Annotated in this window: 10 protein-coding genes and 1 riboswitch; of the genes, 5 read left to right on the forward strand and 5 right to left on the reverse strand. The window is 71.2% G+C overall.

All coding sequences use genetic code 11. The features are described from left to right. Both QC385_RS08810 and QC385_RS08815 read left to right on the forward strand, forming a co-directional pair. Nucleotides 1-1293, forward strand: a complete 1293-nt coding sequence (locus tag QC385_RS08810) for an ATP-binding protein (protein WP_279540678.1) — start codon at nucleotides 1-3, stop codon at nucleotides 1291-1293. Beyond that, nucleotides 1290-2033, forward strand: a complete 744-nt coding sequence (locus QC385_RS08815; protein ID WP_059424955.1) for a LuxR C-terminal-related transcriptional regulator — start codon at nucleotides 1290-1292, stop codon at nucleotides 2031-2033. Before QC385_RS08810 ends, QC385_RS08815 begins: the two co-directional genes overlap by 4 nt. Before the next feature lie 72 nt (nucleotides 2034-2105). Here QC385_RS08815 and QC385_RS08820 read toward each other — a convergent pair whose 3' ends face one another. Then, nucleotides 2106-3173, reverse strand: coding sequence for a C40 family peptidase (locus tag QC385_RS08820; RefSeq protein WP_279540679.1), 1068 nt, complete (start codon nucleotides 3171-3173; stop codon nucleotides 2106-2108). Nucleotides 3174-3598: 425 nt separating this feature from the next. On the opposite strand from QC385_RS08820, the gene QC385_RS08825 reads away from it, so the two are divergent. Further along, on the forward strand, nucleotides 3599-3952 hold the full coding sequence (locus tag QC385_RS08825; protein WP_279540680.1) for a hypothetical protein: 354 nt from the start codon (nucleotides 3599-3601) through the stop codon (nucleotides 3950-3952). On the opposite strand, the gene QC385_RS08830 is transcribed toward QC385_RS08825, so the two are convergent. Both QC385_RS08830 and QC385_RS08835 read right to left on the reverse strand, forming a co-directional pair. Further along, the gene (locus QC385_RS08830) at nucleotides 3930-4943 is read right to left on the reverse strand and encodes a hypothetical protein (protein WP_279540681.1); all 1014 of its coding nucleotides are present in this window, start codon (nucleotides 4941-4943) and stop codon (nucleotides 3930-3932) included. The genes QC385_RS08825 and QC385_RS08830 overlap by 23 nt on opposite strands. Before the next feature lie 137 nt (nucleotides 4944-5080). Beyond that, nucleotides 5081-6262, reverse strand: coding sequence for a C40 family peptidase (locus QC385_RS08835; protein ID WP_279540682.1), 1182 nt, complete (start codon nucleotides 6260-6262; stop codon nucleotides 5081-5083). A gap of 8 nt (nucleotides 6263-6270) precedes the next feature. Then, nucleotides 6271-6444, reverse strand: a riboswitch (cyclic di-AMP (ydaO/yuaA leader). Nucleotides 6445-6733: 289 nt separating this feature from the next. Here QC385_RS08835 and pcrA point away from each other — a divergent pair. Further along, nucleotides 6734-9238: a DNA helicase PcrA gene (pcrA, locus tag QC385_RS08840; protein ID WP_279540683.1), complete on the forward strand. Its 2505-nt coding sequence runs from the start codon at nucleotides 6734-6736 to the stop codon at nucleotides 9236-9238. Nucleotides 9239-9284: 46 nt separating this feature from the next. Here the strand turns inward: pcrA and QC385_RS08845 are convergent, their stop codons facing one another. Together QC385_RS08845 and QC385_RS08850 are read right to left on the reverse strand one after the other, a co-directional pair. Next, complete coding sequence (locus tag QC385_RS08845; protein ID WP_279540684.1) at nucleotides 9285-10937, reverse strand: M23 family metallopeptidase; 1653 nt, start codon at nucleotides 10935-10937, stop codon at nucleotides 9285-9287. A gap of 105 nt (nucleotides 10938-11042) precedes the next feature. Next, on the reverse strand, nucleotides 11043-11906 hold the full coding sequence (locus QC385_RS08850) for a lipase family alpha/beta hydrolase (protein WP_279540685.1): 864 nt from the start codon (nucleotides 11904-11906) through the stop codon (nucleotides 11043-11045). Nucleotides 11907-12406: 500 nt separating this feature from the next. On the opposite strand from QC385_RS08850, the gene QC385_RS08855 reads away from it, so the two are divergent. Next, complete coding sequence (locus tag QC385_RS08855; protein ID WP_037673345.1) at nucleotides 12407-12823, forward strand: cobalamin B12-binding domain-containing protein; 417 nt, start codon at nucleotides 12407-12409, stop codon at nucleotides 12821-12823. Nucleotides 12824-12945 lie beyond the last annotated feature (122 nt).

Consider the following 12945-nt stretch of genomic DNA (forward strand, 5'->3'; position numbering starts at 1 on the left):
ATGTCGGAAGCCGCAGCAGCGCCACTCGCCGAACCGCGGCCGCCGCGCAAGCTCTACCGCAGCAGTGACGGACGCTGGCTCGGTGGTGTGGCGCGAGGGCTCGCCGGGCACCTCGGGCTGCCCGTGATCTGGGTACGGCTCGTCTTCGTCGGCCTGTTCATGGCCGACGGCCTCGGTGCGCTGCTGTACGCCGCGTTCTGGTTCTTCGTCCCGCTCGGCGTCGGCGGGGTCGACGCACAGAAGCCGCCGTCGCTGGTCGCCTCGGAGACCTCTCCCGACGGCCGCCGCAGACTCGTCGCCCGCAGACCCGACAAGGGCCAGATCGTGGCCCTGCTCCTGATGGTCGTCGTGGCCATGGTGTTCGTGGGCAATGTGAACCTCAGCGGCGGGGCCAGGGCGTATCTGTGGCCGACCGTGCTCGTAGGCGCGGGCGTCGCCCTGGTCTGGCGGCAGGCGGACAACGCCCGCCGGGCCCGCTGGGTCGAGGTCGGCCGCCGCCGGCGCACGGTCACGCTGCTGCGCTCGGTGGGCGGGGTGCTGCTGGTGACCGCCGGCGTCTCCGGCATCTTCGTGCTGCAGGGCTCCGCCGCCCACCTCGGCTCCGTCCTTCAGGCGGCGCTCGCGGTCCTCGTCGGGATAACGCTGCTCGCCGGGCCGTATCTGGTGCGCATGACCCAGGACCTCTCCGAGGAGCGCCTGATGCGCATCCGCGCCCAGGAGCGCGCCGAGGTCGCCGCGCATGTGCACGACTCGGTGCTGCACACCCTCACCCTGATCCAGCGCAACGCGGAGAACGCGAACGAGGTGCGCCGCCTCGCCCGCGCCCAGGAGCGCGATCTGCGCACCTGGCTCTACAAGCCCGAGGGCACCGGCAAGGACGAGGCCGACGAACCCACCACGCTCGCCGACGCCGTGCGGCGCAACGCGGCCGAGGTGGAGGACAAGCACGGCGTGCCCATCGAGGTCGTGGTCGTGGGCGACTGCCCGCTCGACGAGAGAATTGCCGCACAGATGCAGGCCGCGCGTGAGGCAATGGTCAACGCCGCCAAGTACGGTGGCGAGGGCGGAGCCGTCCAGGTCTTCGCCGAGGTCGAGGGGAAGACGGTCTTCGTGTCCGTCCGTGACCGCGGCCCCGGCTTCGACCTCGACTCGATACCCGCCGACCGGATGGGTGTCAGAGAATCGATCATCGGCCGCATGGAGCGCAACGGCGGTACGGCGCGGCTGCGCGCGGTACCGGACGGCGGCACGGAGGTCGAGCTGGAGATGGAGAGGGCGGATAAGACGTCATGAGCGACCCGACCGAAGCGAACAGTACGGCGGGATCGGCGGAGGCGGCCGGGCCCGGGGAGCCGGGCGGTGGCACCGGCGGGCGTCGTGTGCGCGTGGTCCTCGTGGACGACCACCGCATGTTCCGTACGGGGGTCCAGGCCGAGATCGGCCAGACCGAGCAGACCGGTGTCGAGGTCGTCGGCGAGGCCGCGGACGTCGACCAGGCGGTCACGGTCATCACCGCGACCCGGCCCGAGGTGGTCCTCCTCGACGTGCACCTGCCCGGTGGCGGCGGTGTCGAAGTGCTGCGCCGCTGCGCCCCGTTGATGGCCGACGCCGAGCAGCCCGTCCGTTTCCTGGCGCTGTCCGTGTCGGACGCCGCCGAGGACGTGATCGGCGTGATCCGGGGCGGGGCCCGCGGGTACGTCACCAAGACGATCACCGGCACGGACCTCGTCGACTCCATCTTCCGTGTCCAGGAGGGCGACGCGGTCTTCTCCCCGCGGCTGGCCGGGTTCGTCCTCGACGCCTTCGCCTCCACGGACGCGCCGCCGGTCGACGAGGACCTGGACCGCCTCACCCAGCGCGAGCGTGAGGTGCTGCGGCTCATCGCCCGGGGATACGCGTACAAGGAGATCGCCAAGCAGCTGTTCATCTCGGTGAAGACGGTCGAGTCGCACGTCTCGGCGGTCCTGCGCAAGCTCCAGCTCTCCAACCGGCACGAGCTGACGCGGTGGGCGACGGCACGGCGGCTGGTGTGACGCGGGAAGCCCGGGCCGTCTGACGACGGGGGGAAGCGGCAGGTGCGGTGACGGTGCTGCCGCCACACCCGGTCACACCACCCGGGTGGCGCCCGTGAACGGCATCTCGTCGAGCGGGGCGACCCGGACCGGCGCGGAGGGGTTCGGGGCGTGGATCATCCGGCCGTTGCCCACATAGATGCCGACGTGACTGATGCCGGCGTAGAAGAACACCAGGTCCCCGGGGAGAAGTTCGGAGCGGGAGACGCGGCGGCCCGCGTCGATCTGGGAGTACGTCGTGCGGGGCAGGGAGACACCCGCGGAGCGGTACGCGGCCTGGACGAGGCCCGAGCAGTCGAAGGCGTTCGGTCCGGTCGCGCCCCAGACGTAGGGGCTGCCGAGCTTCCGGTAGGCGTAGGACACGGCGGCGGCAGCGCGGGCGTTGGGTGCCTGGGCGTTGACGGACCCGGGGGTGGTCAGGCCGTCACGGGCACCCGCCGAGGAGCGTGAGGCGCGGTCCGCGCCCCTCGTGTCGCTGATGCGGGCACGTTCCTGCGCGCTGAGCCGGGACAGCAGCTGACGCGCGGAGCCCAGCTTGCCGGTGATCGTCTTCTTGTGCCGCGTCAGCTCCGTCTGCCGTGATTTCAGGGAGGTCAGCTCGATGTGGGCGGCCCCGCGCAGCTGCTCGATCTCCCGGAGCTGGCGGCGTACGCGGGCGACGTCGGCCTGCTGCCGGTTGCCGGTCCGCTCGACGAACTCGGCGTTCTGGAGGTACCGGTCGGGATCGTCGGACAGGGCGAGCTGGACCGCCGGGTCGAGGCCGCCCCCGCGGTACTGGGCGGCGGCGACCGAACCCAGTGCCTCGCGGGCGGCGTTGAGCCGTTCCTCCTTGCGTGCCGCCTGGTCCTGGAGGTCCTTCAGCCGCTGTCCGGTCGCCTCCGCCTTCTCCTTCGCGCCGTTGTACTTCTCGGTGGCGGCCTCCGCCTCCTGGTACAGCGCGTCCACCTTGGCCCTGACCTGGCCGGGGGTGAGCTCGGGTTCGGCGTGTCCGGTGCCGTCGAAGCCCGTCGCGGTCGCCGCGCCCGCCAGGGCGATCGTGGCGGCCGTACGGGCCTTGCTGCCGCTCGCGGAGCGCTGGCGGGGCTTGCGATGCGCTGCCACCTGGGGGCCACGTCCTTTCCTGCGACCGCCGACGGGTGCGTACGGCCGCCAGGGGGGAGCGGACGGGCGGCCTGCGCGTCCGGCGACGGCCCGCACAGGGGAAGCGGACCGCCGCCGGACCTTCTCGGCGGTGGTGTCCGACTGCCGCCCCTGGCCCGGGCGGCGGTGGGGAGCCGGGCACCTGGGGGAGGACGCTAAACCTCGCCGCGGCGGCCCGGTGGCGGGTGCGCGGAAGTGTTCCGAGAGGACCGGCGGTGACCGTATGCGACCGTGAGGTGGTCTCGCCGCCGTCGTCTTAACTCAGCGTGATGACCGATGCGCAGAATCATGGGCGCGGGACCGTCGGCGGGTGCTATGGGGCGCATATATGCATCCGACGGGCCGGTGTCGGGCGGCTGTGGAGCCCCTGATTAGGCTCCGGCCTCATGGACGTACTCATCCACCTCTTCGTCGGCCTCCACATCATCGGCATCGCGGCCCTCCTGGGCGGTTTCCTCACCCAGATGAAGGCGATGGGCGCGGGCACCGCCCGCTACACCCCCGCGATGCTGCACGGCGCGCTGACGATGCTGGTCACCGGTGTGATCCTGGTCGGCCTCAACCAGGCCGACGGCCAGACCGTGAACAACATCAAGATCGGCGTGAAGCTGGCCCTGCTGATCGTGATCCTCGGCCTGGTCTACGTGAAACGGGACGACGAGAAGGTGGACAAGGGCCTGTTCGGCCTGGTCGGGGCGCTGACCACGGCGAACATCTTCATCGCCGTGCTCTGGACCTGACCCGGCCGGGCAGGACGTAGGTCCGGGCCGAGGCGACCGCCCAGGAAGTGGCTGCGAGCCACGCGGCCACCGTGACCCACAGCAAGACCTCCCCGAGGCCGTCGAGCCAGGAGACGTCGAGGGCCGCGGCGACGGCCAGTGCCGCCGCCGCAGTCTTGGCCCAGGCGAACACGCTGGCCCAGCGCCGGATGTCGTGACGGGGCCGCGGCCGCAGGAACTCGGCCGCGAGCAGGACGGCGCAGCCGGCCAGTGCGAGCACGAGCAGTACGGCCGTCACACGGCGCAGGACGCCGCGGTCGTCGTCGTTCCACAGGTACAGGCGTGCGCTGTCGGAGCTGATGAGCCGCGCCCCGGCCAGTGCCGAGATGGCGAGCGCCCCGCTCGCGAGCCAGTGGTCGCCGCGCCCCTCGGCCACCTGCCGCACATCGAAACGGGCCAGGGCGAGGACGTACAGCACGAGCCCCAGCCAGAACAGCACCAGCGCCGCGTGCGCGAGCCAGGCCGCCGACTCGGCCGCGGCCAGCGTGGCACCGAGCACGGCTAGGCCCTGCGTGGCCATGCAGCGCGCGAACACCGTCCCGGGCCGGCGCCGCTCCCCGTCCTGCGCGGGGAGGGCCAGCGGCACGGGCCAGAGCAGTACGGCCAGCACCAGCAGTGCCGCCGCCAGGGACTGCGAGCCGGCCGCCGAGAAGCCGGTGCCCAGGACGGCCGTCGCCGCCACGGTGGTGAGGGCGGCCGTCGCCACGGTGTCCAGGAGGCCCGGCACCGCCGCGTACGCCCGCCATCGCGTGCCGGCGAGCAGCAGCCGCAGGGTGAAGTCCGCGGCGAGCATCAGCCAGGCCGCGCAGGCCAGGCCGAGGGCGATGCGGGAGAGGACGCCGTACCCCGCCAGATCCAGTCCGACCGCCAGGGTGCCGGTCGCCAGCACGGCGGCACTCGCGGACGGCGCTCGCTGCGCCCACCAGGCGGTGGAGGGGGAGGGGCCGGGCATGGAGCCGATGCTAGGAGGCGCCGCGTCCGTTCCATGCGGGGCACGCGCGCCTGCCTTCAAAAACGGGGCACGCGCGCGTGCGCTTCAAAAAGCGTGAGCGCCCTCACGCGCGCGTGCCCTCGGTGACGTACGGGCTCTCAGGCCGGCCGCACCACGCTGTGGATCGACGACTCGCCGTCGTAGTAGATCGACTCCTCGCGCACATAGGTGCCGGGCTTCGGGGCGTGGATCATCATGCCGTTGCCGATGTAGATGCCGACGTGTGAGAGGTCGTCGTAGAAGAAGACCAGGTCACCGGGCTGTGCGTTGGCCAGGGAAACGGTCGTGCCGGCGTTGACCTGGTCCCAGGTCGTGCGCGGCAGGGTGACGCCCGCGGCCTTCCACGCGGCCTGGGTGAGGCCGGAGCAGTCGTAGGAGCCGGGACCGACGGCGCCCCAGACGTACGGCTTGCCGATCTGGGCGCGGGCGAAGGCGAGGGCCTTCTCGGCCTTGGTGGCGTACGAGGAGTCTGCCGGGGCCGTCGAGGAGGACGAGCCCGTGGAGGACGAGCCCGACGGCGAGGACGAACCGCTCTCCTGCTGCTGGGCGGCCTCCTCCTGCGCCCGCTGCTGTGCGGCCTGCTGCCGGGCCAGCTCGGCGGCCTTGCGGGCGGCCTCCTGCTGCTTCTCCCTCTCGATCGCCGCGAGCCGCGCCTTCTCCTCGGCGGTCAGCTTCGACAGCAGTTCGCGCGCGTCGGCGAGCTTGCGCTGGACGGTCGCCTTGGCCGTCTTCAGGTCGCCCTGCGTCTCGTTGAGCGTCTGGAGGCTCTCGGTGGCCTCCTGACGCTTCTTCATCGTCTCGGACTGCTGGGTGACGTAGTCGTCGACCGCGATCTTCTGACGGCCGGTCATCCGGTCCATCAGCTGGGTCTGGTCGAAGTAGTCCTGCGGGGTGTCCGCGAGCAGGAACGTCGCCGTGTCCGGCGCGGAGGCGCCGGTGCGGTACTGGGCGGCGGCGAAGGAACCCAGCTTCTCCCGTGCCTCGTTGAGCTTCTGGGTGCGCTGCGCGACACCGTCGAGGAGGGTGTCGACGCGCTTGCGCTGCTTCGCGGTCTTCTCCTTGGCCGCGTTGTACTTGTCGGTGGCCGACTCGGCCTGGCGGTAGAGGTCGTCGACCTTCTTCTCGACTTCTTCCAGGCTCGGCTTGTCGTCGGCCTCGGGGGCGGCGTTGGCCGACTGGGACAGCAGGGCCACGGACGTGAGGGCCGCCGTTGCGAGGGCGGGGGTCCGTATGCCTGCGACGCGCGTACCCGCGGGACGCGACTTGCGGTGCGACGCCAAGGGAGGCGACTCCTTCCATGCTCCGCCTACCGGGTTAGCTGTCGGGTTCGGGCGGGTACATCGGAAGGGTTGCCCTACGGCCGTCTCCGCGAAGGGAGCGGGGCCGATTCACCCCAGAGTTCTCGGTTGGGTCCCCGGCTCCGGCTGCCGCTGCGGCACACCGGACTCGGCGGAGGCCGCGCGGCCCGGCGACGTTCGCCGGTGGGGGTCGTGCGGCCTGCCCGCACGGTAGCCAACTCGTGTGGCCCTTGTGAAGGTTGATGGGCGATATGCCCGATACATTTTCGTGACCTTAGCCGAGGGCGTCGCCGAGCGTCATCGGCGGAGGAGGTTTGGTCATGAGTTCGTCATAATTGTGACGGCGTAGCGGGCTGTGATCGTGCGGGGATGCAGGGTGACGAGGGGATCCTTTCGGCGATGTTCTCGGGGCGGCGGCGGGCTGTCAGTGGGGCGCCCTAGACTCGGAGAGCGATGAGCAGCCTCTTTGACGACAGCTTCCTGGCGGACCTCCAGGCCCAGCGGGGCCCCGCGGACGAGCCCCCGCCGCCACCCGAGGACGATCACGTACCGGAGCCGGTTCCGGACGATCTGTTCGGCGGGAAGTTCGACGTGCCCCCGGACCGGGACGCCTACTACCGCGACGGCGCCCCGCGCCCGGTGGTGGACACCGCCACCCTCCTGGAGGGGCTGAACGACAACCAGCGCGCCGCCGTCGTCCACTCCGGCTCCCCGCTGCTCATCGTGGCCGGCGCCGGCTCCGGCAAGACCCGCGTGCTCACGCACCGCATCGCCCACCTGCTCGCCGAGCGGGGAGTGCACCCGGGCCAGATCCTCGCGATCACCTTCACCAACAAGGCCGCGGGCGAGATGAAGGAACGCGTCGAGCAGCTCGTCGGCCCGCGGGCGAACGCGATGTGGGTGATGACCTTCCACAGCGCGTGCGTGCGCATCCTGCGGCGCGAGAGCAAGAAGCTCGGCTTCACGTCCTCCTTCTCGATCTACGACGCCGCCGACTCCAAGCGCCTGATGGCCCTGGTCTGCCGCGACCTGGACCTCGACCCCAAGCGCTTCCCGCCGAAGTCCTTCAGCGCCAAGATCAGCAATCTGAAGAACGAGCTGATCGACGAGGAGGACTTCGCCGCCCAAGCCTCCGACGGCTTCGAGAAGACCCTCGCCCAGGCCTACGCGATGTACCAGTCGCGGCTGCGCGAGGCGAACGCCCTCGACTTCGACGACCTGATCATGACGACGGTCAACCTGCTCCGTGCCTTCCCGGACGTCGCCGAGCACTACCGCCGCCGCTTCCGCCATGTGCTGGTGGATGAGTACCAGGACACCAACCACGCCCAGTACGCCCTCGTCCGGGAGCTCGTCGGCACCTCCGAGCACCCCGTCGACGTACCGCCCGGCCCGGACGACGTCCCGCCCGCCGAGCTGTGCGTGGTGGGTGACGCCGACCAGTCGATCTACGCCTTCCGCGGCGCGACGATCCGCAACATCCTCCAGTTCGAGGAGGACTACCCGGACGCGACGACGATCCTGCTGGAGCAGAACTACCGCTCCACCCAGACGATCCTCAGCGCGGCCAACGCGGTCATCGAGCGCAACGAGTCCCGCCGCCCCAAGAACCTGTGGACCAACGCGGGCGCGGGCGCCACGATCACCGGCTACGTCGCCGACACCGAGCACGACGAGGCGCAGTTCGTCGCCGACGAGATAGACCGCCTCACCGACGCCGGCGAGGCCAAGGCCGGCGACGTCGCCGTCTTCTACCGCACCAACGCCCAGTCCCGTGTCTTCGAAGAGATCTTCATCCGCGTCGGCCTGCCCTACAAGGTCGTCGGCGGCGTCCGCTTCTACGAGCGCAAGGAGGTCCGGGACGTCCTGGCCTACCTGCGTGTGCTCGCCAACCCGGAGGACTCGGTGCCGCTGCGCCGGATCCTCAACGTCCCCAAGCGGGGCATCGGCGACCGTGCCGAGGCGATGATCGACGCCCTGGCCCAGCGGGAGAAGATCAGCTTCCCGCAGGCGCTGAAGCGCGTCGACGAGGCGTACGGCATGGCCGCGCGCTCCACCAACGCCGTCAAGCGGTTCAACACGCTGATGGAGGACCTCCGTACGATCGTCGAGTCCGGCGCCGGACCGGCCACGGTGCTGGAGGCCGTGCTGGAACGCACCGGCTACCTCGCCGAGTTGCAGGCCTCCACCGACCCGCAGGACGAGACCCGGATCGAGAACCTCCAGGAACTCGCCGCCGTCGCCATGGAGTTCGAGCAGGAGCGCGGCGAGGGCGCGGAGACCCCGGGAGCGGCCGCCCCGGGGGGCACGCTGTCCGACTTCCTCGAACAGGTCGCGCTGGTCGCCGACTCCGACCAGATCCCCGACGAGGAGGACGGCGACGGCGTCATCACGCTGATGACCCTGCACACCGCCAAGGGCCTGGAGTTCCCTGTCGTCTTCCTCACCGGCATGGAGGACGGCGTCTTCCCGCACATGCGCGCCCTCGGCCAGACCAAGGAGCTGGAGGAGGAGCGGCGCCTGGCGTACGTCGGCATCACGCGCGCGCGGGAGCGGCTGTATCTGACGCGGTCCACCCTGCGCAGCGCCTGGGGCCAGCCCTCGTACAACCCGCCCTCCCGGTTCCTGGAGGAGATCCCGCCGACCTACGTGGAGTGGAAGCGGACGGGAGCGACCGCGCCCGCGTCCTCCGGGCCGGTCTCCGGGGTGGCGGCCTCGCTGTCGTCGTCCCGTTCGCGTTCGTCGGCGTCGGGCGCGTCCGGTTTCGCCACGCGCCGCACCTCCGAGAAGCCGGTCGTGGGGCTGGCGGTCGGGGACCGGGTCACGCACGACCAGTTCGGTCTCGGGACCGTCGTCGGGGTCAAGGGCACGGGCGCGAACGCCGAGGCGACCATCGACTTCGGGGACACCAAGCCCAAGCGGCTGCTGCTGCGGTACGCGCCGGTGGAGAAGTTGTAGGCAGAGACCAGCCCCTGCCGGGCGACCGGCGGGGGCTGCCGGGACGTTACGTCGGGTCGATGCCGTGGCTGCGCAGCCACGGGAGCGGGTCGATCGCCGAGCCGCCGGCCGGGCGCACCTCGAAGTGCAGGTGAGGACCGGTCGAGTTGCCGGAGTTGCCGGAGCGCGCGATCGGATCGCCGGCCTTCACGGTCGTACCGGAGGGGACCGTGTAGGTGGAGAGGTGGCAGTACCACGTCTCCGTGCCGTCCTTCGCGGTCACGATCATCATGTTGCCGTACGCGCTGTTCCATTGCGTGCGCACGGTGCCGTCGGTCGCGGCCATCACGGTCGTGCCGTACGAGACGGGGAAGTCGATGCCGGAGTGCAGGGACATCCAGTTGATGCCGGACTGGCCGTAGTAGGCGCTGAGTCCGTGCCGGGCGACCGGCAGGGCGAACTTCGGGCGCAGCCGCTCCTTGCGGGCCGCCTCCTCCGCCGCTCGCTTCCGCTCGGCGGCCTGCTGGGCCTTGAGGTCGATGCGCTCCTGCGTGCGGCTGGCCCGGTCGGCGAAGTCGTCGGCGCCGGCGGCGAGGCTCTGAAGCTGCGTGTCCAGCTTGTTGTTGGCGGTGGCCGGTTTCACGGGCTGCACGTCCGCCGCGGTCGTCTGCGCCTCCACGGCGCCGTCGTCGGTGAGGCTGCCGACGGAGGCGGCGGCGATCCCCGCGACGCCCATCACGCAGGCCGAGGGCACCGCGATGGTCATCAGCGCCGAGCGCTTGGGGGGCGTACGGCGGCGGGAACGGGACCCGGCGCGCGAGGCCGCCCGTGAGGCGGCGCGCGGGCCGGCCTCTTCCTGGCCGTCCAGGAGCGGGGTGACGGTGGGCAGTTCGCCCGTGGCGGCCGGCTCGCCGCCGTCCGCGGTGGGGTCGTGGTCGGCGGCTCCGGCGGCTTCGTCGTAGGCGACCTGCTCGAACGTCGCGGTCTCGTGCTGCTCGAAGGTTTCGCCGTGCTGCTCGTACGCGTCGGGCGCCGAGGCGGCGGCGCCGTCGGTGTTCCACTGCGTGGCGTCGTAGGCACCGGTGTCGAAGGCCTGCGTGCCCCATTCCCACTGCTGGGTCCGGTCGGCCGGATTGCCGGACTGGTCGGGCTGGAGCCAGGCGTCGGCGTCCCACTGCCCGGTGGCGTCCGGGGAGGTGGCCTGCGGCGGGATGACCGAGAGCGGCTGCTGCTCGCCCGTCCAGGTCGTCGTGTCGTAGACGCCGGTGTCGTAGGAGGCGTGGTGCTGGGCCGCGTACGCGTCGTAATGCGGGTTCTCGTGCTGGCCGGTGGGCCAGTGGCCGGTGTCGTACGTGCCCGTGTCGTGGCCGCTGCCCGGCATGTCACCGAAGAGGGGATCGGTGGCGAAGGTCGCGGTGGTGTGGCCGGTGGCGGCGAAACCGGTGCCGTCGGTACCCGTGGCGTCAAATCCAGTAGCGGCGTGGTCGCCGTACGTGGTGAAGTCGCCGTACTGGGCTTCCTGGGTGCCGTACGACGCGTAGTGCGCCGAGTCGGCGTCGGAAGCCGGAGCCGGGGTGATGGTCCCCGACGGGTGACGGTCGTTCACCAACTTCTCTTTCGCCTCGACAACAGGGGCTGCCAGAGCAGTGCGGCGACTGTACCCGGCGGTACGCGGGCACGACAATCTTCGGCAGGTTTCGCGCGCGCAGGAAACGGGCATTCGGCCGTGTTTTGGCGGACTGCGGGCACGAGCTTGGCCCTGTGTTCGAAGTTTGTTCGAGGCTGATCGGTGCTTCGACGCTGTGTGCCGGCTGTATGACGAGTCTCAGGCCACCGTCAGACCGCCGGTCCGGCCGGCGGCCGGTTCACCCGGGCGGGCCGTGTCGAGGACCTGTCGTATTCCGTTGGCGACAGCGGGGTGCACGGGCAGGGCGAGATGGCCGATGCCGGTCACCCGCACGTTCTCAGCCGTCAGATCGGGATGGTCGATACAGGCCGTCTCCAGCGGATCCATCACGTGGTCCAAGTCGCTCCAGAAGCTGACGAAGTGCGTACGGCAGCCCGGGGCCGGCCGAGTGAGCTCCTCGAGCACCGGTGAGCCGGGGCGCATCTGGCGCACGATGGGGTGTGCGTCGGCCAGGGGCACCACTCGGGTGCCCGAATGCGGCGTGCCGAGTGTCACGAGGGTCCGCACGCGCGTGTCGCCGCCGAGGCGCTGCACGTAGTAACGCGCTATCAGGCCGCCGAGGCTGTGCCCGACGACGTCGACCTGTGGGGACCCGGTGCGCTCGCAGACCTCCTCTATGTGCCGGCCGAACAGCTCGGCCGCGGCGCGTATGTCGCGGGTCAGCGGCGAGTAGTTGAGGGACTCGATCTGCTGCCTGCCGTGCTGGGCGAGGCTGCGGCGGAGCAGGACGAAGACCGAGCGGTTGTCGATGAAGCCGTGCAGCAGGACGACCGGGGGCTTGGCCTCCGTGGGCAGTTGGGCGGCGCCGGCCGTGGGCAGGGCCGGGGTGGGGGCCCGTCGCTCCTGCGTGATGCCGGAGGGATAGAGGAGGAGATGCCCGGCCAGAATCGCGATCTCCAGGGCCGTGGCCTTCAGGAGCGCCAGGGAGAGTCCCGCCAGGCGGCTCGGCAGCAGACGCTGGCAGAACGGAAGAAAGGGCAGAGCAGCCCTGGTGACCTTCATGGCCGACCTCCTGTCGGCACGCGGGAGGACAGCCGCCCCCCGTGTGCACTCGTGGAAAGCAGCGGCGAAGACGGCCGATGACTGCGTGAGCGGCGTGAGCCGCGGGGAAGGAGCGCGGCTAGTGGCGCATGTGACGCCAGTGGTACGACGAGGTCCCCTGCCGGTGCGGCGACGAGGCTCCCCGCTGTTGCGCCGTGTCTGCCCTGCGTGCTGTGCGTGCCCTGCGTGTCCCGCGTGCCTTCGCCGAAGTGCCGTACCGCCGCTGTGCGTGGTGGGTGGGGTGGCGGTACGGCGACTTCGTCGCGGCTCCCCTTGCGCTTGTCCCATCGTGTGATTTCCCCCTCGGTCCGCACCGTGAAACTGCCGGTCGCGGGATCGCGGAGATAACGTTCGTTCACTTGCCCGGACATTTCGGGGCGGGGTGTCCGTGCTGTACGGCGTGCGCGATGTGTGCGGTACTTGTCGGTACGGATGGATGTAGTCGCTTCATGGAGGCAGTGATGGGTGTGGCAGCCGGTCCGATCCGCGTGGTGGTGGCGAAGCCGGGGCTCGACGGCCACGATCGCGGGGCAAAGGTGATCGCACGGGCCCTGCGCGACGCCGGTATGGAGGTCATCTACACCGGGCTCCACCAGACTCCCGAGCAGATCGTCGACACGGCGCTCCAGGAGGACGCCGACGCGATCGGGCTGTCCATCCTGTCCGGCGCGCACAACACGCTCTTCGCGGCGGTGATCGACCTGCTCAAGGAGCGGGACGCGGAGGACATCCTGGTCTTCGGCGGCGGGATCATCCCCGAGGCGGACATTCCCCTGCTGAAGGAGAAGGGCGTCGCGGAGATCTTCACGCCCGGCGCGACGACGGCGTCGATCGTGGACTGGGTCCGGGCGAACGCACGCCAGCCGGCCGGGGCGTAGGCCTCCGGCGGTGGCGCCGAGGTCCGGGCCGGTGGCCCTGAGGTTCGGGCCGGTGGCGCCGAAGTCCGGGCCGGTGGCGCCCAGATCCGGGCCGGTGGCACCGGGGTTCGGACCGGTGGCCC

This window comes from Streptomyces sp. DH10 (assembly GCF_029813805.1).
Taxonomy (GTDB): domain Bacteria; phylum Actinomycetota; class Actinomycetes; order Streptomycetales; family Streptomycetaceae; genus Streptomyces; species Streptomyces coeruleofuscus.